General features: G+C 71.9%; 25 protein-coding genes. 2 read left to right on the top strand and 23 right to left on the bottom strand.

The genetic code is table 11. The features are described 5' to 3' along the window. Nucleotide 1 precedes the first annotated feature (1 nt). The 21 genes from I2501_RS11710 to I2501_RS11610 form a co-directional block, all read right to left on the bottom strand. Nucleotides 2-658 (bottom strand): GntR family transcriptional regulator, encoded by a 657-nt coding sequence (locus tag I2501_RS11710; RefSeq protein ID WP_196194133.1) that lies wholly within the window; start codon nucleotides 656-658, stop codon nucleotides 2-4. 134 nt (nucleotides 659-792) lie between these two features. Then, on the bottom strand, nucleotides 793-1,794 hold the full coding sequence (locus I2501_RS11705) for a proline racemase family protein (RefSeq protein ID WP_196193851.1): 1,002 nt from the start codon (nucleotides 1,792-1,794) through the stop codon (nucleotides 793-795). 12 nt (nucleotides 1,795-1,806) lie between these two features. Then, a complete protein-coding gene (locus tag I2501_RS11700; protein ID WP_196193850.1) occupies nucleotides 1,807-2,739 on the bottom strand; it encodes a dihydrodipicolinate synthase family protein in 933 nt (310 codons plus the stop codon). After that, entirely contained in the window at nucleotides 2,736-4,220 is a 1,485-nt protein-coding gene (locus I2501_RS11695) for an FAD/NAD(P)-dependent oxidoreductase (RefSeq protein ID WP_196193849.1), read from the bottom strand. Before I2501_RS11695 ends, I2501_RS11700 begins: the two co-directional genes overlap by 4 nt. Continuing rightward, complete coding sequence (locus I2501_RS11690) at nucleotides 4,204-4,524, bottom strand: (2Fe-2S)-binding protein (RefSeq protein ID WP_196193848.1); 321 nt, start codon at nucleotides 4,522-4,524, stop codon at nucleotides 4,204-4,206. The genes I2501_RS11695 and I2501_RS11690 overlap by 17 nt, the downstream gene beginning before the upstream one ends. Next, nucleotides 4,521-5,714 (bottom strand): NAD(P)/FAD-dependent oxidoreductase, encoded by a 1,194-nt coding sequence (locus I2501_RS11685; RefSeq protein ID WP_328806324.1) that lies wholly within the window; start codon nucleotides 5,712-5,714, stop codon nucleotides 4,521-4,523. Before I2501_RS11685 ends, I2501_RS11690 begins: the two co-directional genes overlap by 4 nt. Before the next feature lie 69 nt (nucleotides 5,715-5,783). Further along, nucleotides 5,784-6,602, bottom strand: a complete 819-nt coding sequence (locus I2501_RS11680; protein ID WP_196193847.1) for a hypothetical protein — start codon at nucleotides 6,600-6,602, stop codon at nucleotides 5,784-5,786. 299 nt (nucleotides 6,603-6,901) lie between these two features. Further along, entirely contained in the window at nucleotides 6,902-7,345 is a 444-nt protein-coding gene (gene nusB, locus I2501_RS11675) for a transcription antitermination factor NusB (protein WP_196193846.1), read from the bottom strand. Between the two features lie 2 nt (nucleotides 7,346-7,347). After that, nucleotides 7,348-7,914, bottom strand: coding sequence for an elongation factor P (gene efp / locus I2501_RS11670; protein ID WP_196193845.1), 567 nt, complete (start codon nucleotides 7,912-7,914; stop codon nucleotides 7,348-7,350). A 78-nt stretch (nucleotides 7,915-7,992) separates the two neighbouring features. Beyond that, nucleotides 7,993-9,081: a M24 family metallopeptidase gene (locus I2501_RS11665; protein ID WP_196193844.1), complete on the bottom strand. Its 1,089-nt coding sequence runs from the start codon at nucleotides 9,079-9,081 to the stop codon at nucleotides 7,993-7,995. Between the two features lie 320 nt (nucleotides 9,082-9,401). Then, nucleotides 9,402-10,115 (bottom strand): AAA family ATPase, encoded by a 714-nt coding sequence (locus tag I2501_RS11660; protein WP_196193843.1) that lies wholly within the window; start codon nucleotides 10,113-10,115, stop codon nucleotides 9,402-9,404. Nucleotides 10,116-10,189: 74 nt separating this feature from the next. Next, complete coding sequence (gene aroQ, locus I2501_RS11655; RefSeq protein WP_196193842.1) at nucleotides 10,190-10,621, bottom strand: type II 3-dehydroquinate dehydratase; 432 nt, start codon at nucleotides 10,619-10,621, stop codon at nucleotides 10,190-10,192. Continuing rightward, nucleotides 10,621-11,748, bottom strand: a complete 1,128-nt coding sequence (aroB, locus tag I2501_RS11650) for a 3-dehydroquinate synthase (RefSeq protein WP_196193841.1) — start codon at nucleotides 11,746-11,748, stop codon at nucleotides 10,621-10,623. Before aroB ends, aroQ begins: the two co-directional genes overlap by 1 nt. After that, a complete protein-coding gene (locus I2501_RS11645; RefSeq protein WP_196193840.1) occupies nucleotides 11,745-12,320 on the bottom strand; it encodes a shikimate kinase in 576 nt (191 codons plus the stop codon). The genes aroB and I2501_RS11645 overlap by 4 nt, the downstream gene beginning before the upstream one ends. Then, complete coding sequence (aroC, locus tag I2501_RS11640; RefSeq protein WP_196193839.1) at nucleotides 12,317-13,501, bottom strand: chorismate synthase; 1,185 nt, start codon at nucleotides 13,499-13,501, stop codon at nucleotides 12,317-12,319. The genes I2501_RS11645 and aroC overlap by 4 nt, the downstream gene beginning before the upstream one ends. A 178-nt stretch (nucleotides 13,502-13,679) precedes the next feature. Next, on the bottom strand, nucleotides 13,680-14,537 hold the full coding sequence (locus I2501_RS11635) for a shikimate dehydrogenase (protein WP_196193838.1): 858 nt from the start codon (nucleotides 14,535-14,537) through the stop codon (nucleotides 13,680-13,682). Next, nucleotides 14,534-16,414 (bottom strand): endolytic transglycosylase MltG, encoded by a 1,881-nt coding sequence (gene mltG, locus I2501_RS11630; RefSeq protein ID WP_196193837.1) that lies wholly within the window; start codon nucleotides 16,412-16,414, stop codon nucleotides 14,534-14,536. Before mltG ends, I2501_RS11635 begins: the two co-directional genes overlap by 4 nt. A gap of 215 nt (nucleotides 16,415-16,629) precedes the next feature. Further along, the gene (gene ruvX, locus I2501_RS11625; protein ID WP_196193836.1) at nucleotides 16,630-17,085 is read right to left on the bottom strand and encodes a Holliday junction resolvase RuvX; all 456 of its coding nucleotides are present in this window, start codon (nucleotides 17,083-17,085) and stop codon (nucleotides 16,630-16,632) included. Between the two features lie 23 nt (nucleotides 17,086-17,108). Further along, nucleotides 17,109-19,781 carry an alanine--tRNA ligase gene (gene alaS / locus I2501_RS11620; protein ID WP_196193835.1) on the bottom strand — a complete coding sequence of 891 codons (2,673 nt, stop codon included), beginning with the start codon at nucleotides 19,779-19,781 and terminating at the stop codon, nucleotides 17,109-17,111. Beyond that, nucleotides 19,781-20,185 (bottom strand): DUF6167 family protein, encoded by a 405-nt coding sequence (locus I2501_RS11615; RefSeq protein WP_196193834.1) that lies wholly within the window; start codon nucleotides 20,183-20,185, stop codon nucleotides 19,781-19,783. Before I2501_RS11615 ends, alaS begins: the two co-directional genes overlap by 1 nt. Before the next feature lie 3 nt (nucleotides 20,186-20,188). After that, complete coding sequence (locus tag I2501_RS11610) at nucleotides 20,189-20,674, bottom strand: DUF948 domain-containing protein (protein WP_196193833.1); 486 nt, start codon at nucleotides 20,672-20,674, stop codon at nucleotides 20,189-20,191. Between the two features lie 287 nt (nucleotides 20,675-20,961). On the opposite strand from I2501_RS11610, the gene I2501_RS11605 reads away from it, so the two are divergent. Beyond that, nucleotides 20,962-23,145, top strand: a complete 2,184-nt coding sequence (locus tag I2501_RS11605; RefSeq protein WP_328806323.1) for an ATP-binding protein — start codon at nucleotides 20,962-20,964, stop codon at nucleotides 23,143-23,145. Here I2501_RS11605 and rpsD read toward each other — a convergent pair. After that, on the bottom strand, nucleotides 23,133-23,747 hold the full coding sequence (gene rpsD / locus I2501_RS11600; RefSeq protein WP_196193832.1) for a 30S ribosomal protein S4: 615 nt from the start codon (nucleotides 23,745-23,747) through the stop codon (nucleotides 23,133-23,135). The genes I2501_RS11605 and rpsD overlap by 13 nt on opposite strands. A gap of 472 nt (nucleotides 23,748-24,219) precedes the next feature. Continuing rightward, on the bottom strand, nucleotides 24,220-25,596 hold the full coding sequence (locus tag I2501_RS11595) for a replication-associated recombination protein A (protein WP_196193831.1): 1,377 nt from the start codon (nucleotides 25,594-25,596) through the stop codon (nucleotides 24,220-24,222). Between the two features lie 134 nt (nucleotides 25,597-25,730). On the opposite strand from I2501_RS11595, the gene I2501_RS11590 reads away from it, so the two are divergent. Further along, nucleotides 25,731-26,321, top strand: coding sequence for a TetR/AcrR family transcriptional regulator (locus tag I2501_RS11590; RefSeq protein ID WP_196193830.1), 591 nt, complete (start codon nucleotides 25,731-25,733; stop codon nucleotides 26,319-26,321). The last annotated feature ends 42 nt before the right edge of the window (nucleotides 26,322-26,363 follow it).

Below are 26,363 nucleotides of genomic sequence, written 5' to 3'. Positions count from 1 at the left end.
GTCAGTTGCCTTCCGCCCAGAGCCTGCGGACGTGTCCGAGGTGGGAGGTGATCAACTCCTCGACGCCCTTCACCTCGCCCGCGATCATCGCGTCGAGCAGCCGCTCGTGCTCCTCCGCCGACTCGACCAGCCGCCCTGCCGAGACCAGGGCTTGCAGCCCGTAGAGGCGCGAACGGCTGCGCAGGTCGCGGACGGTGTCGACGAGGTGGCGGTTGCCGTGCAGGGCCAGCAGGCCGAGGTGGAACCGGCGGTCGGCGTCCACGTAGGCGATCAGGTCGCCCTGGCGGGCGGCCGTGACGATGTCGCGGGCGTGGGCGCGGAGGGGTTCGAGCTGCGCCCGGGTCGCGGTCTGGGCGACGCGGACGGTGGCCGGGATCTCGATCAGCTCGCGGATCTCGGTGAAGTCGTCCAGGTCCTGCTCGGTCAGGCCGACGATGCGGAAGCCCTTGTTGCGGACGACCTCGACCAGGCCCTCCTTGGCCAGGTCGAGCATCGCCTCACGGACCGGCGTGGCGGAGACGCCGAACTCGGCGGCCAGCACGGGCGCCGAGTAGACGATCCCGGGACGGAGCTCCCCGGCCACCAGCGCGGCGCGCAGCGCGTGGGTCACCTGCTCGCGCAGGCTGCGCCGCTCCTGCACCGCAGGGAGGTTGAGCAGCCCGCCGCCCGGGCTGTCGAAGGGCTCCGTCGTCACCGTCGTACCTCTCACGCGAATTCCTGTGCAACATCATCCTGCACCATCACGTGACACCTGCCACGCGTGCGTCACACAGGTGGTTCTGCCCGCATGCGTCAGAGCAGGAACCCGGCGGGGAAGGGGTCTGCGGGGTCCAGGAAGTACTGTGCCGTGCCCGTGATCCAGGCCCGCCCGGTGACCGTCGGCACCACCGCCGGTCGCCCGGCCACCGTCGTCTCCCCCACCAGCCGGCCGACGAACTGCGTCCCGATGAAGGACTCGTTGCGGAACTCCGCCCCCACCGCGAGTTCCCCGCGCGCGTGCAGCTGGGCCATCCGCGCGGACGTCCCGGTGCCGCAGGGCGAGCGGTCGAACCAGCCGGGGTGGATGGCCATCGCGTGGCGCGAGTGGCCCGCGTCGGACCCGGGCGCGGCGAGGTAGACGTGGTGCACGCCGTGGATGCGCTTGTCCTCCGGATGGACGGGCTCGTCCGCCGCGTTGACGGCAGCCATGGTGGCCAGCCCCGCGCGCAGGATCTCCTCCTTGGCCGCCCGGTCGAACGGCAGCCCGTAGGCGTCGAGTTCGACGATCGCATAGAAGTTGCCGCCGAAGGCGAGGTCGTAGCGGATCTCCCCGAAGCCGGGGACCACGACGGTGGCGTCCAGCCGCTCCGCGAACGCGGGCACGTTGCGCAGCGTCACCGAGGTCACCGAGCCGTCCTCGACGGCCACGTCCACCACGACCAGCCCGGCGGGCGTGTCCAGCCGGACGGTCGTCACCGGCTCCACGACGGGCACCATCCCCGTCTCCACCAGCACGGTCGCCACCCCGATGGTCCCGTGCCCGCACATCGGCAGCAGGCCGGACACCTCGATGAACAGCACTCCGTAGTCGGCGTCCGCCCGCGTCGGCGGCTGCAGGATCGCCCCGCTCATCGCGGAGTGCCCGCGCGGTTCGTACATGAGCAGGGTCCGCACGTGGTCCAGATGCTCGGCGAAGTACGCCCTGCGCTCGGCCATCGTCGCACCCGGGATCACGCCGACGCCGCCGGTGACGACGCGGGTGGGCATGCCCTCGGTGTGGGAGTCGACGGCGTGGTAGATCTGACGGGTTTTCACGGGCCTTCCCTTCTACCGCAGTCCCTCGGCGAGGACCTTCTCCGTGGCGCGGGTCACCGCGTCCCGCGTCGTGCCGGTCAGCGGGGCGCGCGGGGCGCGGCACGGGCCGCCGTTTCGACCGGCCAGGTCCATGGAGAGCTTGATGGCCTGGACGAACTCGGTCTTCGAGTCCCAGCGCAGCAACGGGTGCAGCGTGCGGTAGCGCGGCAGGGCGACGGCCAGGTCCCCGGCCACCGCCGCGCGGTACAGCTCCGCGCAGGCGCGCGGCAGCGCGTTCGGGTAACCGGCGATCCAGCCGACGGCACCGGCCAGGGCCAGCTCCAGCAGGACGTCGTCCGCACCGACCAACAGGTCGAGGCCGGGGGCCAGTTCGGCGATCTCGTAGGCACGCCGGACGTCGCCGCTGAACTCCTTGACCGCCACGATGCTCCCTGCGGCGTGCAACTCGGCCAGCAGCGAAGGGACGAGGTCGACACGGGTGTCGTGCGGGTTGTTGTAGGCGACGACGGGCAGGCCGGCCCGGGCGACCTCGGCGTAGTGCGCGAGCACGGCCTCACGGTCCGCGCGGTAGGCGTTCGGGGGCAGTTGGAGCACCGATCCGGCGCCTGCCGCTGCCGCCTGCTCCGCCCAGCGGCGCGACTCGGCGCCGCCGTACGCGGCGGTGCCGGGCATCACCCGGCGGCCGTCCCCGGCGGCCTCGACGGCGACCCGGACCACCTGGGCCCGCTCCTCGTCGGTCAGCGTCTGGTACTCGCCGAGCGATCCGTTGGGGACGACGCCGTCGCAGCCGTTGTCGAGCAGGAAGCACACGTGCCGGGCGTAGGCGTCGTAGTCGACGGACCCGTCCTCGCGGAAGGGGAGCGCGGTGGCGACCATGATGCCGTGCCAGGGCGCCCGGCGGTCGTCGGAGGCGGCAGCAGGGGCCGCATCAGGGGCGGGGGTCATTCGTCAGCTCCTCGGGTGGGCGGCTCTGTGGCGGACTCGGCCAACAGACCGAGCGGGACGGGGACGGCGAGCGGGCGGGTCAACAGCCCGTCGGCGTAGGACGGTTCGGCGGCCTCGGACCCACCGCCACCGGCGTACGACGCGCAGAGCCGGGAGACGGCGGGTCCGCACATCCGTCCCTGGCACCAGCCCATTCCGGCCCGCGTCAGCAGTTTCACGGTCCGCTGGTCCCCTGCGCCCAGCTCGGCGACCGACGAACGGATCTGACCTGCCGTCACTTCCTCGCAACGGCAGACCTCGGTGTCGTCGTCGAGCCAGGCGGGCCAACCGGGGCCCGGGGCATGGCGGACGGCCATCAGCTCGGCGAACTCCCGCAGCCGGGCGCGGCGGCGGAGCAGCGCGGCGGGCACAGCGCTGTCGCCCGCGACGGCCCGGCCCGCCAACCCGCCTTCGACGAGCGCCAACTGCACGCCGCCGACGCCGGTGGTCTCACCGGCGGCCCAGATGCCGGGGACGCTGGTGCGCTGCCGGGCGTCGACCTCCAGTGCGGCGGCGCCGTCCGGCGACCGGACCGTGCGGCAGCCGAGTTCGAGCGGAAGCTCCAGCTGCGGAACCAGCCCGTGCCCGACCGCCACGGCATCGCACGCGACACGCCGCTCCGTGCCCGGGATCGGCCGCCAGTCGCGGTCGAGCCGCGCCAGCGTCACCGACTCCACGCGGTCGCCGCCGTGCGCGGCGACGACCGCCGTGCGGGTGCGCAGCGCCACCCGGTGTCGGGCCAGCACGGCGGCATGCTGCCCTCCCTCAAGCAGCTTGCCGGGGTTGGCGGCCAGAACCCGGGCCCCGGAGGCGTAGCCGAGGTAGTCGGCCGCCTCGGCCACCAGCGGCACCCGTGCCCCGGCCTTGACCAGCGACGCGGCCACGGCCAGCAGCAGCGGCCCGCTTCCGGCGACCACGACGCGGCGCCCCGGCAGCACCAGGGCGGACTTGAGCATCGCCTGCGCTCCCCCGGCCGCGACGACGCCGGGCAGCGTCCAGCCCGGGAAGGGCAACTGACGTTCGTGCGCGCCGGTGGCGAAGAGAAGATGACGGGCGGTCAGAGCCCGCGCCCGGCGCTGGTCAGGGCCGGTGAGCACATGGATCCGCCATCGTCCGTCCGGTGTCGGGACGACGGACCAGACATGGTGGTCCGCGAACCGCCCGACTGGCTCCGCAACCAGTTCGAGTCGTCGCAGCAACGCCGCGAAGGCAGCCCACCCGTGGTGCAGGGCCTGTGGCCGTTCGGCGTGGAGTTCGGCGGCGGGCTGGCGGTAGAACTGCCCGCCCGGCTGCGGCGCGGCGTCCACCAGCGCGACGCGAAGCCCGCGTTCGGCCGCCGCCACGGCTCCGGCCAACCCGGCCGGACCCGCACCGATCACGGCGAGATCGAACTCGGCGGCAGCACGGTCGGCGTGTTCGGCACGCTCAGACGAGGTCGGCATGACCGTCCCGTCGCTGCGTCCGCACTTGCGCGCCGGGGCGGGCCGGAGCCAGGCAGGCGCGGACGTTCGGCACGCCGTCCAGTTCGACCAGGCAGTCGAAGCAGACGCCCATGCCGCAGAACGCACCACGCGGGCGCTCGCCGTCGCGGGTCGACCGCCAGGCCAGGCGGCCGGACTGCCACAGCGCCGCCGCCACGGTCTGCCCGGGCCGGGCGGAGACGGGCTCGCCGTCGAAGCTGAAGTCGAAGGCAGCCTCGGGCCTGGCCCGGACGAGGTCGAAGGGGCCGGGTGGGGTACGGCTCACGGCTGCTCCTCGTGCTGCGGCTCGGCGAACTGAGGGAACTGAGGGAACTTCGCGAACCTGGCGGGGTCGAAGGGCGACGGGTCGAGGAACGGGGTCTCGCCACGGACGAGTTGGGCGATCAGCAGGCCGGTCGCGGGGGCGAGCCCGATGCCCGCGCCCTCGTGACCGCAGGCGTGGAAGAGCCAGGGATGGACCGCGTCGCGCCCGATGGCGGGAAGATGGTCGGGGAGGTACGGCCGGAAGCCCCGGTAGGCGCGGATCGCCCGCACCGAGGCGAGGGCTGGGAAGAGCGCGGTCGCCTGCGCGGCCAGGCGAGCCAGCGCGGGCACGGAGAGCAGTCGGTCGAAGCCGACCCGCTCCCGGGTCGCGCCGATCAGCACCGGGCCCGCCGCCGTGCCCTCGACGACCGCCGAACTCTCCAGCCCGGCCGATCCGCTGGCCACGTCCGCGACGTAGTCCGCCGCGTAGACCTTGTGCCGCACCAGCGGCGGCAGCGGCTCGGTGACCAGGACGAATCCGCGTCGCGGCCGGACGGGCAGCACGGATCCTGCCAACGCCGCGACCTCGCCGCCCCACGTCCCTGCGGCGTTGACCACCGCGTCGCAGTGCAGCGTGCCATGACGGTCCGTCAGCACGCGTCCCGTACTCAGGCCGAGCACCTCGGTTCCCGTCAGCAGGTCGACCCTGCCGGTGTGGCGTGCGCGGCGGAGCAGCGTCGCCGCCGCGAGGGCGGGCTGCACCTGGGCGTCCTGCGGATAGTGGACGCCTCCGGCCAGCTCCGGCGCTAGCTGCGGTTCGAGCTCGCGCAGGCGTTCGGCGGGGACCGACTCGGCCGCCACACCCGCCTTCCGCTGCCCCTCGGCCAACTCCCGCAGCGCGCCGAGCGCCTGGGCGTCCGAGGCGACCACCAGGCCGCCCTTGGGCTCGTACTCCACTGCTCGTGCCCCGAGCTGGTCGGCGAGCCCACGCCACAGGCGGGCACTGGCGAGCGCGAGATCGAGCTCCGGACCGGGCGTCTTGTCCGAGACCAGCAGGTTGCCCTCACCAGCTCCGGTCGTCCCCCCGGCGACCGGCCCGCGATCCACCACCGCGACGCGCATGCGGGGATCCGCAGCCAGCGCGTCCGCGCACGCGGCGCCGATCATCCCGGCGCCGATCACGACCACGTCGTAGCGAAGGCCTGTAGGCACGTCAATACTATGTCACACGGCATTGAGCCCGACAATGGTCCACGCAATGCGCGCTTTCAGCCGCTCAGCTCAGGTCCGGCAGTAGGCCTGCCCGTCGAAGGTCCACTCCCAGCCGACTTCGCCCCGCTGCGCGCTCACACCGGAGAGGGTGACCACGCCGGGCAGGTTCAGCGCGTGGCCGACACAGAGGACCTCGCAGAGCAGGTCCAGATCCTCCTCCTCGATCCGCAGCACACCGTCCGGCTCCATCCACAGATCGGCCCACGCGGTCACCGGCTCCTCCTGGGCGAACAGACCGCAGGCAACGGTGAACGCCCCCTCCCCCGCGGCGAGCAGGAACCCGCGCAACGCCTCCGCGCCGTGGGCGTAGGCGATCCGCAGCAACTGCTCGGGAAAGACGCCAGTCAGCGCGGCCTCCGCGGTCTCCCCGAGCATCCGCTCCAGCATCCGCCGGACCTGGCCACGCTCGTGGGCGCGCTCGACGCGCAGCAGGAACTCCGCGAGCGGCTCGCCGGTCCAGCGGACCCACTCCTCCTCGCCCGCCGGGTCGGCGATGTAGGCCAGGTGACTGTCGCCCTCCCCGGCCGGCAGACCCTCGCGCGTGCAGTACGCCTCGAAGTCCTCCGGCGAGAAGGCCCGCGCGTGCGTCTCGACGCAGTCAACCTTCAACTCGGCCATGAGCCCCTCGATGTCGTGCAGGTACTCGCCGAAGGTCTCGTAGGCGGTGCGCCCCTCGACCCGCAGCTCCTCGAAGTCGCCCCGATTGGTGACCAGTCCGAGCATCGTCGGCCGGTCCGTTGGTGCCTGCGCCTGCATCTGGGACGCAGTCGGCGTCGGCAGCGCCGAGTCCGCGGCCGAACCGCAACGGCGGCGGTCGCGCGGGGTCACCACCCGGACGGGCGGGCACTGCACAGGTCGGGGGCCGCTGGGACGAGCCTGCCGGACGGGACGAGCATGCCTGGCCATGGGAGCCTCCGAGGGTGAACGAGGGGTGGTACTGCTCCTCGTCCTCCCCGCCGGCGATCTTCCTATGCGCACCCTCTGTAACAGAACTGTCACTGCTGGTGACACAGTGCAAATGGCAGAACGCGCCAAAACAGACGAAAGCGCCCTGCCGCTCCCCGTTTCCGGGGCGGCAGGGCGCCGACGTCTTCGCGAAGCCGCCTGGCTCCGAGCGCTCGGTGCGCTCAGTCGCGCTGCTGGGCGCGGAGCGAGGGCTTCAGCTCCATCAGCCGGGCCAGCAGCCCGTTGACGAAGGAGGGGGACTCGTCCGTGGAGAAGTCCTTGGCGATCTCGACGAACTCGTCCAGGACCACCGGGTCCGGGACCGAGTCCTCCCAGATGAGCTCGTACGCGCCGAGGCGGAGCACGTTGCGGTCCACGATCGGCATCCGGTCGAGCGTCCAGCCCACCGCATAGGTGGACAGCAGGTCGTCGATCCGGGCCGCGTGGCGGCCGTAGCCCTCGACCAGGTCCCGGGTGTACTCCGGAACCTGCGGCACGCCCTCCTCCCCGGTGCGGGCGCGCGCCACCCACTCGGCGAGGACCAGCGTGGGCATGACGCCCCGGTGGTCAGCCTCGAAGATGATCTGGAAGGCCTTGGTCCGGGCCTTGTTACGCGCGGTGGCCACGGTTAGGAGTTCACCCGGCCGAGGTAGTCACCGGTGCGGGTGTCGACCTTGATCTTCTCACCCTGGTTGATGAAGAGCGGGACGCCGACCTCGGCGCCCGTCTCCAGCGTCGCGGGCTTGGTGCCACCGGTGGAGCGGTCGCCCTGGAGGCCCGGCTCGGTGAAGGTGACGACCAGCTCGACGGCGGCCGGGAGCTCGATGTAGAGCGGGGCGCCGTCGTGGATCGCGACGACCGCGTCGAAGCCCTCGAGCAGGAACTTGGAGGCGTCGCCGACGACCTTGGGGTCGACGTGCGTCTGCTCGTAGGTGTCCATGTCCATGAACACGAACTGCTCGCCGTCCTTGTAGGAGAACTGCATCGTGCGCTTGTCGACGTTGGCCGTCTCGACCTTCACGCCGGCGTTGAAGGTCTTGTCGACGACCTTGCCGGACAGCACGTGCTTGAGCTTGGTGCGCACGAACGCCGGGCCCTTGCCGGGCTTGACGTGCTGGAACTCGACGACGGACCACAGCTGGTCGTTGTCGAGCTTGAGCACCATGCCGTTCTTGAGGTCGTTGGTGGAAGCCACAGTCGCCCTAACTTCTGGATTTCGCTTGTCAGCGTTGTCAAGGAACCAAGTCACCGTGTCCACGGACCCCCGAAGGGATCACAGGGCGAGGAGCTCCTTGGTCGTGATGGTGAGCAGCTCGGCGCCCCCGTCCTCGGAAGGACGGACGACGAGCGTGTCCTCGATCCGGACACCGCCGCGACCCGGGAGTGTCACTCCCAGTCCGACCGTGACCGGCACACGGTTCTCAAGTTTACCGAACTCGCCAGGCCACAGATCCAATGACCCCAGGCGTGGCTCCTCCTCGACGTCAAGACCCACCCCGTGACCGACTCCCTCGGCCAGCACCTCCGGGTGACCGGACGCCTCCAGCACGCGGCGCGCGGCCTGCGCGCAGTCGTCCAGCGAGCCCCCGAGCACCAACGCCTCGCGCGCGGCGCGCTGAGCGGTGAAGACCAGCCCGTGCAGTTCTATCTGCCACTCCTGCGGGGCGAGGCCGACCACGAAGGTCCGTGCGGCGGACGCGCGGTAGCCGCGGTAGCAGGCGCCGAGCGAGACGGTGATGAAGTCGCCCTCCTCGACCCGCCGGTCGCCCGGCAGATGCCGCAGCCGTCCGGCGTGGTCGCCGGTCCCGACGCGGACCGGGAACGCCGGTCCGTCCGCGCCGTGGTCGACCATCCGCCGCTCCAGCTCCATCGCCAGGTGGCGCTCGCTGCGGCCGACCAGGATCGACTCCAGCAGCTCGCCGAGGGCCTGGTCGGCGATCTCACCCGCGACCCGCAGGCAGTTCAGCTCCTGCTCGTCCTTGACCACCCGCAGCTGCTCCACGCTGTGGTGCAGGTCGCGCAGTTGCGCGCGGGGCGCGGCGTCGGCGACGGCGCGGTGGCGGGTGACGGTGAGGTCGTGCTCCTCCACGCCCAGCGCCTCCACCTGCGCGGTGGACGCGACGACGACGGCGGGGTCCTGTCCGGGCGGCACGAGCAGCTCGTCGCACGCGTCGTCCCGGTCCCGGAGCGGATGCGCCACCGCGAGGAGCGCGTGGTCGCGCGTCAACAGCAGGGCCTCCGCCGACGGCACCCCGGTCAGCCACCGGACGTTCGACGGCGCGGTCACCAACGCGGCGTCCACACCAGCGGCGCTGCAGCGCGCCCGCAGGCGCTCCCGTCGCTCTCCGTACACGTCAGCCATGCTCCGAGGCTATGTTCGCCGACGGCACCCCGCTCGTTGGAAGAGCGCTTCGCTACCGCAGGTAGCTGCACCTTCAGGGGCGCGGGGCTGTGCTGATTTGCGGCTCTGCCGCGTGGGCGCGACAGGTCACCGACGCTCCCGCAAGTGGTTGCACCTCCAGGGGCGCGGGGAACTGCGCGACAATCCCCCAACCTCCGGCCGGGGGGACCCCCATCCCACGTGGGTAAGCACCAAGCGCGCAGGGCCATCCGCACAGGGTGGTTGCTCGCGCAGTTCCCCGCGCCCCTGGGGTGAGTGCAACGTCCTTTATGCCGAAAGATCTACCGCCCGCCGCGGAGCGCGCTCTGGACTGCGTGGTCCAAGGCGGCAGCCGTCTGCGCAATGTCCATGCGGGAGTTGTCGATGATCGGCAGGCCGCTGCCGTACCACCCGGACATGCGGCCGTGGATCACGGCCACCTGCTCGTCGGGCAGGCGACGGTGCCCGCTCCGCTGCGCGTTGCGGGCCAGGACGACGTCCAGGCCCGGCAGCAGGACGACGGCGAGGAGTTGGGGGCCGACATGGCGGCGCCAGCCGCCGAGGCCGACGGCGGGTTGGTCGGGGAAGACCGCGTCGTCGATGACGACGGAGAAGCCGTTGGCGAGATAGTTCCGCGCGGCGAAGCCGCACGTGCGGCGGGCCAGGCGGTACTGCGCCTCCGCCTGGTCGTTCCAACCGGCCGTCGGGCTGGCGAAGCCCGCGCGGACCCACTCGCGGACGTCGTCCAGGCTGATGTGCGCGGTCGGGGTGGCCCGCCGTTCCGCCCAGTAGCGGGCGACGGAGGTCTTGCCCGCGCCCGCCGGGCCGATCAGCAGCAGCGAGAGCGGCCCTCCCGCCGACGCCGCCACCGGCGGTGGCGAGGGCACCACGAACTGCCCGGTCTGGCCGATCGCCGCGGACTCCGGCAGCGCGCGCAACTGCAGCGTGGCCCGGGGCGGGCCGGAGTCCGAGGACGGCGGCAGACTGCCCGGGTAGTACCCCTGGCTCTCTGACATCCGGTCACCTCCCGGGGGACGACGATACAACGCGCCGACCCCCGGTACAGTGCCTGATCAGCTGATTGACCTGTTCAGTAGTCTGCCGCGAGCGCGCGCAGCGCCAGTTCGTACGAGCCGATGCCGAAGCCGGCGATGGTCCCGCTGGCGACCGCGGAGATCACCGAGGTGTGCCGGAACTCCTCCCGCGCATGCGGGTTGGAGATGTGGACCTCGATCAACGGCGCGGTGCGCTGCGCCGCCGCGTCCCGCATGCCGTACGAATAGTGCGTGAACGCACCGGGGTTGATGACGACGGGCAGCTTGCCGTCGGCCGCCTCGTGCAGCCAGCGGATCATCTCGCCCTCGTCGTTGGTCTCCCGCACCTCGACGTCGAAGCCCAGCTCCGCGCCGAGCTCGGTGCAGCGCCCGACCAGTCCCGTGTACGAGGTGGACCCGTAGACGTCCGGCTCACGTGAGCCCAACCGGCCCAGGTTCGGGCCGTTCAGGACCAGAACTCGCTGCATCAGACGCCGACCTCCGCGTACGCGGCGACCAGCAGCGTCGGGTCCGGGGCCTCCAGCACGGTCGGCTTGCCCAGGCCGTCGAGGACGATGAACCGCAGCCGGTCCGCGCGGGACTTCTTGTCGACCTTCATCGCGTCGAGCAACTTGGGCCAGGCGTCCGCCCGGTAAGTCAGCGGCAGGCCGACCGAGGCCAGCACCGCCTTGTGGCGGTCGGCCGTGGCGTCGTCCAACCGGCCCGCGAGGCGGCCGAGTTCGGCAGCGAAGACCATGCCGACGCTGACCGCGGCGCCGTGACGCCACTTGTAGCGCTCGTTGCGCTCGATGGCGTGGCCCAGCGTGTGGCCGTAGTTGAGGATCTCCCGCAGCCCGGACTCGCGCAGATCGCCCGAGACGACCTCGGCCTTGACCTTGACGGACCGCTCGATCAGCTCGGCCGTGTGCGGCCCGGCAGGCGTTTTGGCGCCCTCCGGGTCGGCCTCGATCAGGTCGAGGATGACCGGGTCGGCGATGAAGCCGGTCTTGATGACCTCGGCCAGCCCGCTGATGTAGTCGTGCTTGGGCAGGCTCTCCAGCGTGTCCAGGTCCGCCAGCACGCCCGCCGGGGGGTGGAAGGAGCCGACGAGGTTCTTGCCCTCGGCGATGTTGATGCCGGTCTTGCCGCCGACCGCCGCGTCGACCATGCCCAGCAGCGTGGTCGGCATGGCGACCCAGCGCACACCGCGCAGCCAGGTCGCGGCCACGAATCCGGCCAGGTCGGTGGTCGCGCCGCCGCCGATGCCGACGACGACGTCGGTGCGGGTGAAGCCGGTCTGCGCGAGCACGGACCAGCAGTACGCGGCGACCTCGGCCGACTTGGCCTCCTCCGCGTTCGGGACCTGGAGCGCGATGGCCTCGTAGCCCTGCTCGGCCAGGTCGTCGCGGATGGCCTCGCCGGTCGCCGCCAGCGCCTCGGGGTGGATCACGGCGACGCGTTGCGCGGCGGTGCCGATCAACCCGGGCAGCTCGCCCAGCAGTTGACGGCCGATCAGCACGTCGTAGGCCTCACTGCCCCCGCTCGCGCCGACACGGATGCGGGTGACGTCCTGGCGGGAACCGCCCTCAGATGTCCCAGTCTGACGCTCGCTCATGCCTGTCCCTCCGCGCTCCGCTTCGGCTCCGCTTCGCTGCTCCTCAGCTCGCCGCTCATGGCCCTCTTCAACTCCAGTGCGTCCACAACCGCGTCCGCGACCTGATCCGGCGTCAACCCGGCCGTGTCGACCACGACCCGGGCCACGCGCGTGTACACGGGGCGGCGCTGTTCCATCAGTTCACGCCAGCGCGCACGCGGACTGCCGACCAGCAGCGGACGCGGCGCGTCGAGGCCGACCCGCTTGACGGCGTCCGTCAGCGCCACGTCGAGGAAGACCACGGGCAGGCCGTGCAGCAGTTCCTCGGTCTCCGGGCGCATCACCGCGCCGCCGCCGAGGGCCAGCACGCCCGTGTGGTCGGCGACGGCGGTGCGGACCGCCTCCGCCTCCAGCTCGCGGAAGCGCGGCTCGCCCTCGTCGACGAAGATGTCCGCGATCGGCCTGCCCGCTGTCGCGACGACGTCCGCGTCCGTGTCCCGGAAGCCGACGCCGAGGCGCGCGGCCAGCAGCTCGCCGACCGAGGACTTCCCCGCGCCGGGCGGGCCGACCAGGATGGCTACCGGTTGGCTCACTTGACGACCAGGTGGTCGAGGTAGCCCTGGACGTTGCGGCGGGTCTCGCTGACGTTGTCGCCGCCGAACTTCTCGTTGACCGCGTCCGCCAGGACCAGCGCGACCATCGCCTCGGCGACGATGCCCGCCGCCGGGACGGCGCAGACGTCGGAGCGCTGGTGGTGCGCCTTGGCCGCCTCGCCGGTGCGGGTGTCGATGGTGGCCAGCGCGCGCGGCACGGTGGCGATCGGCTTCATCGCGGCGCGGACGCGCAGCAGCTCGCCGGTGCTGAGCCCGCCCTCGGTGCCGCCGGAGCGGCCGGACGCGCGCCGCACGCCGTCGGGGGTTGCCAGGATCTCGTCGTGGGCCTGCGAGCCGGGGATCCGGGCCAGCTCGAAGCCGTCGCCGACCTCGACGCCCTTGATCGCCTGAATGCCCATCAGGGCCGCGGCCAGCCGCGCGTCGAGGCGACGGTCCCAGTGCACGTGCGAGCCCAGGCCGACCGGGACGCCGTAGGCCAGCACCTCGACCACGCCGCCGAGCGTGTCGCCGTCCTTGTGGGCCTGGTCGATCTCCGCGACCATCCGCTTCGACGCGTCCGCGTCCAGGCAGCGCACCGGGTCCTCGTCCAGCCGCGCCTCGTCGGCGGGGAGCGGGACCACACCGGCCGGGGCCTTGGCCGCGCCCAGCTCGACGACGTGCGAGACAATCTCGATCCCGCAGGTCTCCTTCAGGTACGAGCGGGCGACCGCGCCGAGCGCGACCCGGGCCGCGGTCTCACGGGCGCTGGCGCGCTCCAGGATCGGCCGGGCCTCGTCCAGCGAGTACTTCTGCATGCCCGCCAGGTCGGCGTGACCGGGACGCGGGCGGGTCAGCGGCTCGTTGCGGGCCAGACCGGCGAGGATCTCCGGGTCGACCGGGTCGGCCGACATGACCTGCTCCCACTTCGGCCACTCGGTGTTGCCGACCATGACGGCGACCGGCGAGCCGAGCGTCTGACCGTGGCGGACACCACCGAGGAAGGTCACCACGTCCTGCTCGAACTTCATCCGCGCACCGCGGCCGTAACCGAGACGGCGACGCGCGAGGGCGTCGGCGACGATCTCGGTGGTGACGGGGACTCCGGCGGGCAGACCCTCCAGCGTCGCGACAAGTGCGGGGCCGTGCGACTCCCCGGCCGTCAGCCAGCGCAGCGTTCCCAAGGGTGTGCTCCTTCAGATCCCGAAACTGCCTCTGTCGCGATCCTCCCATGTCGGACACGCTGGAGCAGAATCCGTCCCACGAACTGACCAGTCCGTGGGACGGCTCATGGGACGGTCCACGGGACGGACGTTGACGCCGGCCCGCGCCGCGGTCGGACGGCGGGGTCGGACGGCGGGGTCAGACGCCGGCCGAGAGTGCGGCCTCCCCGGCGACGCGCATCGCGCCGACCACGTCGGCGTCCGCGAGGCCGGTGAACATCCGGAACTGCAGCACCGCCTGGTGCACCAGCAGGTCGAGCCCGCCGAGCACCACGCCGCCCTGCTGCTGCCAGGCGGCGGCCAGCGCCGTCGGCCACGGGTGGTAGAGCACGTCGAACAACGCGCCGAGACCCTCCCGGGGAGCCGCCGACAGCGCCTCGGCCAGGGAGTCGGTCGCGCCGACCGGCGTGGTGGAGACGACCAGCTCCGCGTCGAAGGCCTCGGCCGCCCGGTCCCACTCCTGTGGGACCACGTCGACGCCGAGCCGCTCGCCGAGCGCCCGCATCTGCGCCGCCCGCTCGGGACCGCGCACGAAGGCGAGCACCGGGCCGTCGCACACCTGTGCAAGCGCGGCCAGCGCCGAGGACGCCGTGGCCCCGGCACCGAGTACGGCCGCGCTGCGGACCCGGGTGACGTCGCGCTCGCGCAGCGCGGCGACCAGCCCGGGGACGTCCGTGTTGTCGCCGGTGCGACGGCCGTCCGGATGGAAGACGAGGGTGTTGACCGCGTCGACCGCCAACGCGACCTGGCCGACCTCGTCCAGCAGCGGGATGACCGCCCGCTTGAGCGGCATGGTCAGCGAGAGACCGGCCCACCCCTCGCCCGCCACGTCGAGCGTGCCGAGGAAGTCGGGCAGGCCCGCCTCGTCGACCTCGAACCGGTCGTAGTGCCACCGCTCCGCCAGCCCCAGCGCCTCGTACCCGGCGTTGTGCAGCACCGGCGAGAGTGAGTGCGCGATTGGGCTGCCGAGCACGGCGGCCCGCCTGCTGTCGGTCACTGGCACTGTCCCGTCGAGCGGTTGACGTTCTGCCCGTGGTTGGCGCAGTAGAGCTGGACGTCGTTCAGGAAGTCGCTCCAGGTGACCGCGAACTTGGTGTCGGTCGAGTCGACGGCCACGAAGTACACCCACTGACCCGGCGTCGGGCTCAGTACCGAGTTGATCGCCGCCTCGCCCGGGTTGCTGATCGGCGTGGGCGGCAGGCCCTTGGACTTGTAGGTGTTGTAGCCGTTGGTGATGCCGTCCTTCTGGGCGTTGGTGAAGGTGGTGCTGCCCAGGAAGTACTGCAGCGGGGTGTCGAGCTCCAGATAGCCGTTGGTCGCGTTGGTGTTCAGGCGGTTGTAGAGGACCCGGGCAATCTTGCCGAAGTCCCCGACGTTGTTGCCCTCGGCCTGCAGGATGCTGGCCTCGGTCAGCACCGCGTAGGCGTCGTTGAGGTTCTGCGACTTGCCCGCCGTGTCGAGCGAGAGCTTCTGGATCTCGCTGTTGGTGTTGGCCACCATCTGCTTGAGCAGGTCCAGCGGCTTCATACCGGTGGCGATCGAGTAGCGGGTCGGCCAGAGGAAGCCCTCGGGGTTGTTGTGCGCCTCCGACGGCAGGCCGAGCTGGCTGGCGTCCGCCTTGGCGACGCCCGCCGTGGTCCCCGGCGTGAGCTTGAGGGCCTGGTCGATCCTGGCGTAGATGTACTTGGAGGTCTTGCCCTCGGGGATCACCAGCGAGTTGCCGCCCGCCTGGTCGATCAGCAGCTGCACGGCCGCGGCGGCGGACATGTGCGATTTCAGCTCGTAGTAGCCGGGCTGGATGGAGACCGACTTGTTGTTGGCGTTGTACGCGTTGGTGAACGCCTTGCTGCTCTCCACCACACCGGCCTGGACCAGCACCTGCGCCATGACGTCGCCGGTGGCGCCGTCCGGGATCTGCACCTGGACCTGGGTGCTGGTGCCGTTGCCGGCGTAGTCCGGCGGCGGGCCGAAGTGCGACTCGTAGTACTGGTAGCCGAAGTAACCACCGGCGCCGAGGCAGGCGACCAGCACCACGGACAGGCCGAGGCAGGTCATGCCGCTGCGCTTGCGCTCGCTGCGGCCCCGCTCCGCGTCCTTGCGGCGACCGCTGCGGCTGTCGTCGGACTCGGAGAGGAACGGGACGTACCCCTCCTCGCCCTCCTCCGTCTCCTCGACGAAGACGTCCTCGTCGCTGCGTCGACCGCGGTGACCGTCGTCCCCGCCGTAGCCGTCGCCGTGGTCGTCCGCGTAGCCGTCCTCGTGCCCGTACAGGTCGAGATCCCCGTCGGCCTCCAGCCGGGCGGCCTCGGCCACCCAGTCGATCCCGTCCGGGCCGGGACCCGACGGCTGCGGGCCCTGCGGGCTGGGCGGAACGCTCGGGACCTGCTGCGCCTGCGGACGCGGCCGGTACTGCGGCTGCCCGGGCTGCATCGGCTGCTGCCCCGGCTGCTGCGGCTGGCCGATCTGTTGGCCGGACTGCTGCTGGCCGTACGGGTACGGATGCTGCTGCGGCTGCTGGGGGTACGGCGCCTGCGGCGGGTGGTTGTAGACCGGCTGCTGGCCGGTGCCGTAAGGATCCTGCGGCCAGCCCTGCTGCGGGTGCTGGGCCTGCGGAGCCTGCGGCGGCATCTGCTGCTGCGGGTACGGCTGTTGGCCGTGCTGCTGACCGTGCTGACCGTGCTGGCCCTGGTACTGCTGGCCCTGTGGTTGACCGTGCTGCTGCTGACCGTAGGGATACGGCTGCTGGGGGTGCTGTGGCTGCCCGGTCTGCTGTCCGTACGGATACGGCGCCTGCGGCGGATAGCCGCCCTGGTCCCCGTAGGGGCCACCCTGGCCCCACGGTTCGGAGCCGTAGCCCCGGCCCTGGTCGGTCATGCATCCCCTCGGATTCAGCGACGCCCGGTCCAGAAGGCGTCAGCGGCGAATCGAACCAGCGTGCCCATCGGCGGCGCCGTGGACGGAACGTTACCCGACCGAGTCCGACAACTCGGTTTGACCACGTCCGCGCCACGCTGAGCCGCACCACCGGTCGCTCAGTGTGACGAAAGGGGTCCGCCACCAGGCGGACCCCCATTCAGCCGGGCGTCACTCTACAACGGCTGGACCGTCTCGCCTGGCGGTCTTCCGCTCGTTTTCTCGGTCTCCAGCGCGCTCTGCAGGATGACCACGGCCGCCGCCTGGTCGATCCGCGAGCGCCCCTGCTTCGACTTCACTCCTGCGGCGCGCATGCCCGCCGCCGCGCTGACGGTGGTCATCCGCTCGTCGACCAGCCGCACCGGCACCGGGTACACCCGGGTGGCCAGCTGACCCGCGTACTCGCGGACCTTGGCCGCGGCCGGGCCCTCCCGCCCGCTGAGCGAGCGCGGGAGCCCCACGACGACCTCGATCGCCTCGTACTCCTCGACGATGGCCGTCAGTCTTCCGAGTGATTTCTTACCGGCCGGGACCGTCTCCACCGGGGTCGCCAGCAGCCCGTCGGGGTCGCAGCTGGCGACCCCGATCCGGGCGTCGCCGACGTCCACGGCGATCCGGCGGCCTCGGCGCATGGACGTACCGTCCTCCACGCGCCTCAGGCCTTCTCGGCGACGAGGGTGCGCACCGCCTCGACGGCCCGGCCGACCGCGGAGGCGTCCTGGCCGCCGCCCTGGGCGACGTCGTCCTTGCCGCCACCGCCGCCGCCGAGCGTCTTGGCCGCGGTGCGGACCAGCTCGCCGGCCTTGATGCCGCGCTCGCGGGCGGCCTCGTTGGTGGCGATCACGGTCAGCGGACGGCCGTTGGCCACGGTGAAGAGCGCGACCACGGCAGCCCGGCCGCCCTGGCCGACGCGGGCGCGGACGTCGAGGACCAGCTTGCGCAGGTCGTCGGCGCCGGTGCCGTCCGGGACCTGACCGGTGACCAGAGCCGCGCCGCGCACGTCCTCGGCGCCCTCGGCCAGCCCGGCGGCGGCCTGGAGCACCTTCTCGGCGCGGAACTTCTCGATCTCCTTCTCGGCGTCCTTGAGCTTGGCGAGCATGCCGGAGATCTTCTCCGGCAGCTCCTCCGGGCGGCCCTTGACCAGCTCGGTCAGCTGGGCCACCACGGTGTGCTCGCGGGCCAGGAAGTTGTACGCGTCCACCCCGACCAGCGCCTCGACGCGACGCACGCCGGAGCCGATCGAGGACTCGCCGAGCAGCTTCACCAGGCCCAGCTGGGCGGTGTTCTGCACGTGGGTGCCGCCGCACAGCTCCTTGGAGAAGTCGCCGATGGTGACGACGCGGACCTTCTCACCGTACTTCTCACCGAACTCGGCGATGGCGCCCTGCTTCTTGGCCTCGTCGATGCCCATGATCTCGGCGGTGACGTCGAGTTCGCGCGAGAGCACCTCGTTGATCTTCTGCTCGACGTCGGTCAGCACCGTGCCGGGGACGGCGGTCGGCGAGCCGAAGTCGAAGCGGAAGCGGCCCGGGGAGTTCTCCGAACCGGCCTGGGCGGCGGTCGGGCCGAGCGCGTCGCGCAGCGCCTGGTGGGTCAGGTGGGTGGCGCTGTGGGCACGGGCGATGGCCCGGCGACGGCGCACGTCGATGGTCGCCTGCACGGCGGAGCCGACGGTGATCTCACCGACCTGGACGACGCCCTTGTGCACGATCACGCCGGGGACCGGCTTCTGCACGTCGTGGATGTCGATGACAGCGCCCGACTCGGTGCGGATCCGGCCGTGGTCGGCCAGCTGACCGCCGCCCTCGGCGTAGAACGGGGTGCGGTCGAGCACGACCTCGACCTCGTCGCCCTCGGAGGCGGCCGGCGCGGAGACGCCGTCCACCAGCAGGCCGACGACGGTGGCCTCGCTCTCGTTGTGGGCGTAGCCGGTGAACTGGTTCTCACCGGAGGCGTCCGCGATGGAGCGGTAGGCGGCGACGTCCGCGTGGCCGGTCTTCTTGGCGCGCGCGTCGGCCTTGGCCTTGTCCTTCTGCTCCTTCATCAGACGGCGGAAGCCGTCCTCGTCCACGGAGAGGCCCTGCTCGGCGGCGATCTCCAGGGTGAGGTCGATCGGGAAGCCGTAGGTGTCGTGGAGCTGGAAGGCGTTGTCGCCGGAGAGCACCGCGCCGCCCGCGGTGCGGGTCTCGCTGATGGCGCTGTCCAGGATGTTGGTGCCGGCCTTCAGCGTCTTGAGGAAGCGGGTCTCCTCGGCCAGCGCGACCGTCTCGATGCGCTTACGGTCCGTCAGCAGCTCCGGGTACTGCTGGCCCATGGTGGTGATCACGACGTCGAGCAGCTGCTCGACGACCTCGCCCTGGGCGCCCAGCAGGCGCATGTTGCGGATGGCGCGGCGCATGATGCGACGCAGCACGTAGCCGCGGCCCTCGTTTCCGGGGGTGACGCCGTCGCCGATCAGCATGGCGGAGGTGCGCATGTGGTCGGCGACCACGCGCAGCGACACTTCCGAGGCGTGGTCCGCGCCGTAGCGGACGCCGGTCAGCTCGGTGGCCTTGTCGATGACGACGCGCAGGGTGTCCGTCTCGTACATGTTCTGGACGCCCTGGAGGATCATCGCCAGGCGCTCCAGGCCGAGCCCGGTGTCGATGTTCTTGGCCGGGAGGTCGCCCAGGATCGGGAAGTCCTCCTTGCCGGTGCCGGCGCCGCGCTCGTACTGCATGAAGACCAGGTTCCAGATCTCCACGTAGCGCTCGTCGTTGACGGCCGGGCCGCCCTCGACGCCGAACTCCGGGCCGCGGTCGTAGTTGATCTCCGAGCACGGACCGCAGGGGCCGGGGACGCCCATGGACCAGAAGTTCTCCTTCTTGCCCAGACGCTGGATCCGCTCGGCGGGGACGCCGACGACGTCACGCCAGATCTGCTCGGCCTCGTCGTCGTCCAGGTAGACGGTGATCCACAGCTTCTCGGGGTCGAGGCCGTAGCCGCCGTCGGCGACGGAGCTGGTCAGCAGCTCCCAGGCGAACTTGATCGCCCCTTCCTTGAAGTAGTCGCCGAAGGAGAAGTTGCCGCACATCTGGAAGAAGGTGCCGTGGCGGGTGGTCTTGCCGACCTCTTCGATGTCCGGGGTGCGGACGCACTTCTGCACGCTGGTGGCCCGGGAGAAGTCCGGCTTGGTCTCGCCCAGGAAGTAGGGCTTGAAGGGCACCATGCCGGCGTTGACCAGCAGCAGCGTGGGGTCGTCCGCGATCAGCGACGCCGAGGGGACGACGGTGTGGCCGCGCTCCTCGAAGAAGCGCAGCCAGCGGCGGCGGATCTCAGCCGACTCCATTACAGGTCCTCATTCCGGTCGAGCTTGCTGGTGATGATGCTGGGCTGTTGCGGGTTCTGCAGTGCCAGGGGTTGTTGCCATGCGTCCTGCTGTGCGTCAGCACGGCCGCGGGGAAGTGCGGAGCGCTGCGGTGCCGCACGCAGCACCGGCGCGCCTTCCGGGCCGGGTGCGGCGAGCACGCTGCCGTCCAGGCCGAGTTCGCGGTTGAGCTGGAGCTCGCGCTGGAGCATGCCGGCGCGCACCTCGTCCCTGAAGTTGCGGACGGCGCGGCCGACTTCGAGCGAGCCGACGGCCGCGCCCTCGGCCAGGCTGCCCGGGGTGAGCGAACGGGCCAGCCGGTTCGCCTTGTTGAAGGTCCAGACGGTGGCGCCCGCGCCTACCGCCATCCAGAAGATCCGGCGCATCGGTCAGGCCTTCCTTCCCAGGCCCAGCAGGCGCAGCAGTCCGTTGCGACGCACCGTCGCCCGCTGCACCTCGGCCTTCACCATCCGCTCGATGATCTCGCGTTCCGTCTGGTGCGGCACGTACTTGTCGGGCCGCCCGGCCGACCGCTGCTTGGCCACCGCACTGCGGACGCCGTAGCTGAACGCGGAGAGCTTGACCAGCGGGCCACCCAGGGTGGCCGCCATCGTCGACGACAGCGCGTGCGCGTTGGCGGCGGCGTCCTGGACGTCCGCGGTGATCGCGTCGACGCGGACCAGCTGGTCGTTGGCGGCGCGCAGGGTGTCGGCCGCCTCGTCGAGCAGCGGGACCGCACGTTCGGTCACCGCCTCGACCAGCTCGGTCGCCTGGCGCAGGGCGCGGGCGAGCCGCACCAGCACCACGGCGAGGAGGGTGACCAGCACCGCCCAGAACACGGCGACGACGAGGCCCGCGACCTCTCCACCCGACACCTTGGCGCTCCCTCGCAACGGCTGACCTGCGTCAGCCGACCGGTACAAGCTTGAAACCTTCTGCGAAACCCTATCGCGCCGATGGGACGATCCCGACCGCATTACGGCCTGGCGGGCCAGGCCTTTACCACCCGGCCCGGCGGCGCGCGCCGCAACGGCGACATCCTGGGAGGATCCGCCACGGGAACGTAACCTACCGATTGGTCACCTCGTTGGGCCGTCCAGGGGACCGGACCCCGTGCCCGTCCGGCCACGGCACCGACCTCCGAACCTCCGAAGGGGGACCCGTGCAGAGAGGCTCGTCCGGCAACCTGCCCGCCGAGTTCACCGGATTCGTCGGCCGACGGACCGAGTTGGCCGAGGCGCAGCGCCTGCTGCGGATGTCCCGGCTGGTCACCGTGGTCGGCCCCGGCGGCGTCGGCAAGTCCCGGGTCGGCCTGCGCGCCGCCGCGATGACCGCGCACCGGTTCCCCGACGGCGTCTGGCACATCGACTGCGCCACGGTCACCGACCCGGCGGTGCTCTGCCACACGGTCGCCGAGGCGCTGCGGCTGACGGACGGCACGGCCCGGCCGGTCCGCGAGGTGCTGCTCGACTTCCTGCGCTCCCGTCGGCTGCTGCTGGTCCTCGACGGCTGCGAGCACCTGGTGGAGCAGCTCGCCCCCACCGTGGGCATGATGCTGGCCGCCGCTCCCGGCCTGCACGTGCTGGCCACCAGCCGCCAGCCGCTGGAGGTCGCCGGGGAGCACCTGCTCCCGCTCGCCCCGCTCCCGGCCGACGGACCCCACTCGGACGCCGTCGCACTCTTCGCGCAGCGGGCCGCGGCCGTGCTGCCCACCTTCCGGCTGACGGAGGGTTCGTCGGCAGCGATCGCCACGCTCTGCCAGCGGCTGGACGGCATCCCGCTGGCGCTGGAGCTGGCCGCCGGGCGGCTCCGCGTGCTGTCCGTCGAGCAGATCACCCAGCGGTTGGACGACCGGTTCCGGGTGCTGACCGGCGGCTGCCGCACGGCGCTCCCCCGGCACCAGACGCTGCGCACCGCGATCGGCTGGAGCCACGAACTGTGCACGCCGCACGAGCGGTTGCTCTGGGCCCGGCTCTCGGTCTTCGTCGGCGCGTTCGACCTGGAGGCCGTGGAGTACGTCTGCGCCGGCCCCGACCTGCCCGCCGAGGACGTGCTCGACCTGCTGTCGGAGCTGGTCGCCAAGTCGATCGTGCTGCGTGAGGACGACCCGGGCGCCGCCGACGGCGCGCTGCGCTACCGGCTGCTCGACACCCTGCGCGAGTACGGCGCGCAGTGGCTCCACGACTCCGCCACCGAGCTGCAGCTGCAACGCCGCCACCGCGACTGGTACCTGGGCCTGGCCACCTGGGGCGAGGTCGAGTGGTTCAGCCCGCGCCAGCTGGAGACCTCCGTCCGCACCGAGCGCGCCCACAGCAATCTGCGTGCCGCGCTGGAGTACTGCCTGGTCGAGCCGGGCGAGGAGCAGTTGGCGCTCTTCCTCGCGGGCACGCTCTGGTACTTCTGGATCGGCTGCGGCCACCTGGCCGAGGGCCGGATGTGGCTGGACCGCGCGCTGGCGCTGGCTCCCGAGCCCACCGACGCGCGTGCCAAGGCCCTCTGGGTGACCGGATACCTGGCCACCCTCCAGGGCGATCTCCCCCGCGCGCTGCCGGTGTTGGAGGAGTGCCGCCAGCAGGCGCTGGAGACGGGTGACGACCGGGCCCTGGCGTACGCCGTGCACCGCCAGGGCTGCGCGGCGCTGATCGGCGACGAGTTGGACCGCGCGGTCGAGCTCTTCGACGAAGCCCTGTGGCACTACGACCAGTTGGGCGAGCTCAACAGCAACGTGCTGATGGGGATGTTCGAGCTGGGCCTGGCCCACTCGTTCCGGGGCGAGAAGGCCACGGCCGCGACCTGGATGGCCAAGGTGCGCGGCGAGTGCGAACGCTTCGGCGAGCAGTGGGCCTACGCGTACGGCCTGTTCGCCAGCGCGCTCTCGGCGTGGACCGACGACGACCCGGCGCTCGCCCTCTCGCACGCGCGGGAGTGCGTCCGCCTCAACCACGCCTTCCGGGACCTGGTCGGCCTGGTGCTCGGGCTGGAGCTGGTCGCGCTGATCGCCGCCACCCCCGGCGCCGACGGCGAGCCGGGCGACCTGCACGAGGCCGCGCTGCTGCAGGGTGCGGCGAGCGCGGTCTGGCGCTCGGTCGGCACGCCGCTCTTCGGGTCGAGCAACTTCACCGCCGTCCACGACGAGTGCGCGCGACGCATCCGCGCGGGCCTCACCGAGGAGGAGAGCGCGGCGTCCTTCGCCCGTGGCGCGGAGCTCGACCTCGACACGGTCGTCGCCCGCGTCCTCGCCGGGGCGGACGCGGCTTCCGCCGCACGGTACGGGAAAGCACAGCGCCCCCACGACCGTGAGGCCGTGGGGGCGCTGCGAGGACCTCTCGCGGGTCAGCGCGAGTAGTACTCGACGACGAGCTGCTCGTCGCAGATGACCGGAACCTCACGCCGCTGCGGCAGGCGGTCCAGACGGAAGGCCAGGGCCTTCAGGTTGACCTCGAGGTACTTCGGGGTCTGACCCTCACCCGCGTTGCCACCCTCACGGGCGACGACGAACGGGGTCTTCTCCTTGGACCGGTCGCGGACCGTCACGACGAAGCCGGGCTTCATCTGGAACGACGGGCGGTTGACCTTGTGGCCGTTGACCTCGATGTGGCCGTGGACGACCATCTGACGGGCCTGGTAGATGGTGCGGGCGATGCCCGAACGCAGGACCAGGGCGTCGAGACGGGTCTCCAGCAGGGCGACGAGCGCCTCACCGGTCTTGCCCTCGACCTTGCGGGCGCGGTCGAACGCGCGCGCCATCTGGGTCTCGGACAGGTCGTACTGGGCGCGCAGACGCTGCTTCTCGACCAGACGGACCTTGTAGTCCGAGTTCTGCTTGCGGCCACGGCCGTGCTGCCCCGGCGGGTACGGGCGGGCCTCGAAGTACTTGACGGACTTCGGGGTCAGCGGAATGCCCAGTGCACGGGCAATCTTGACCTTGGGGCGCTTCTGGTTCGCCATGAACCAATACCTCTTTCGGTGTGTAACTGGCTCACCGCTGTTGAAGGAGGTCGCTTCTCGCGGTCCGGGAAGCCGTCCCACCACGCGGGTGAGTCGGCAGCCGCTCCCGGAACCGGGCACATAGTGCTGCACGCGAGTGGCCCACCGACCCGTACGGGTGGTGGGCTGCACGCGACACCCGAAGGTGCGCAGACGCTCCTGCCGCCGCCCTCACGAACGCCGGCCTGTATGACGCCCCGCCGGTGACGCCGCGCCCTACCGGGCGCGAACACGGGGAGTCTCGCTGGGGAAAGTCTACATGGGGGATCAGTGGCAACTTTCCCCCGGGGCGCGGGCGGCCCAATGACTCAGGCAGCCAGTTGCACTACCCAGGGGCGCGAGGCTCTGTTGATGTGCGGCTCCGCCGCGCGGGCGCGACAAGCCACGCACGCAGCTGGCAGGCCGAACGCACAGGGCCATCCGCACAGGGTGGTTACTCGCGCAGTTCCTCGCGCCCCTGGGGGGCTTCGCCCCCCAGCCGCCCGCGTACCCACTCCGCGACGTCGGCGTACCGCGCCTCGCCGCCGTGCCGCGTCGGGCGGTAGTACCGCTTGCCGTGGATCGCGTCCGGCGCGTACTGCTGGGCCGCGATGCCTTCCGGCAGGTCGTGGGGATAGACGTACCCCTGCGCATGGCCCAGCTTCTTCGCACCGGCGTAGTGCCCGTCACGAAGGTGCGCCGGAACCGGCCCCGCCAGCCCCGCGCGGACGTCGGCCAGCGCCTCCCCGATCGCCGTCGTCGCGGAGTTGGACTTCGGCGCCAGAGCGAGAGCGATCACCGTGTGCGAGAGGGTCAGCGCCGCCTCCGGGAAGCCGATCATCGCGACGGCCTGCGCCGCTGCGACGGCCAGCGGCAACGCGTTCGGGTCGGCGACGCCGATGTCCTCGCTCGCGGAGATCATCAGCCGGCGGGCGATGAACCGCGGGTCCTCGCCCGCCTCGATCATGCGGGCGAGATAGTGCAGCGCAGCGTCCACATCGCTGCCCCGGATGGACTTGATCAGCGCGCTCGCGACGTCGTAGTGCTGGTCGCCGTCGCGGTCGTAGCGGACCGCCGCGCGGTTGACGGCCGTCTCGGTCAGCTCCAGCGTGACCGTCTCCGCGTGCTGCTCGATGGCCGCGCCCGCCGCCGCCTCCAGCGAGGTCAGCGCCTTGCGCGCGTCGCCGCCCGCGATCCGGACCAGGTGGTCCTCTGCGTCCTCGGCCAGCTCGACCGCGCCGTCGAGCCCGCGCTCGTCCGCGACGGCGCGGCGCAGCAGCGCGCGGATGTCGTCGTCGGTGAGGGACTCCAGCGTCAGCAGCAGCGAGCGGGAGAGCAGCGGCGAGATCACCGAGAAGTACGGGTTCTCGGTGGTCGCCGCGATCAGCGTCACCCAGCGGTTCTCGACGGCCGGCAGCAGGCTGTCCTGCTGGGCCTTGGAGAAGCGGTGGATCTCGTCGAGGAAGAGGACGGTCTCCTTGCCGCTGGTCCCGACCGCGCGGCGGGCGCCCTCGATGACGGCGCGGACCTCCTTGACGCCGGCCGTGATCGCCGAGAGCTCGACGAAACGGCTGTCGGTGGCCTGGCTGATCACGTAAGCCAGCGTGGTCTTGCCGGTGCCGGGCGGTCCCCAGAGGATCACCGACGACGTCGCCGCAGGCCCGTTCGTCGCCGCGACCAGCCGACGCAGCGGCGAGCCGGACTTGAGCAGGTGCTGCTGCCCGGCGACCTCGTCGAGCGACCGAGGCCGCATCCGGACCGCGAGCGGCGAACGACCGGGCTCCTTGGTCTGCAGGTCCTCGGCTGCGGCGGTGAACAGGTCTGGCTCCACGTCTCGACCCTACCGGCGCGCACCGACAGTTCCGCCCGCCCGACGTTCGATGGCATGAAGCCATTTGCCTATAGCCTGTAGGTAAATGCATGATGGATGTAGGCGAAGCCGACGGAACGGACGAAGGGACGGCCATGGCCCGGGCAGGACTCACCCCCGAACGACTGACCTGGGCGGGAGCCGAGCTGGCGGACGAGGTCGGCTTCGACCAGGTCAGCGTCTCGGCGTTGGCCCGGCGCTTCGACGTCAAGGCCGCCAGCCTGTACGCGCACGTCAGGAGCACCCACGACCTGCGGACGCGGATTGCGCTGCTCGCCCTGGAGGAGCTCGCGGACCGCGTCGCCGACGCGATCGCGGGACGCGCCGGGCGGGACGCGCTGGCGGCGTTCGCCGACGCCTACCGCGGGTACGCCCGCGAGCACCCCGGCCGCTACCAGGCCGCGCGGTTCCGGCTCGACACGGAGACGGCGGCGGCGAGCGCGGGCGTGCGGCATGCGCAGATGACCCGCGCCCTGCTGCGCGGCTACCACCTCACCGAGCCGGACCAGACGCACGCCGTGCGGATGCTGGGCGGCCTGGTCCACGGCTTCCTCGAACTGGAGACGGCGGGCGGCTTCAGCCACACCCCCGTCGCCGCGGAGGAGTCGTGGGCCTGGACCGTCGACTCACTCGACGCCATGCTCCGCGCCCGTGGCGCCGCCCCCGAGAGCGACCGCGCTTCCTGAGTTGCAGCAGATGCAGCAGATCCAGCGAGGACCGAAGAGACC

Origin of the sequence: Streptacidiphilus fuscans (assembly GCF_015690355.1) — a bacterium.
Lineage (GTDB): Bacteria > Actinomycetota > Actinomycetes > Streptomycetales > Streptomycetaceae > Streptacidiphilus > Streptacidiphilus fuscans.
The sequence above is the reverse complement of the archived record's forward strand: the minus strand, read 5'-3'. Positions and strand labels throughout refer to the sequence as shown.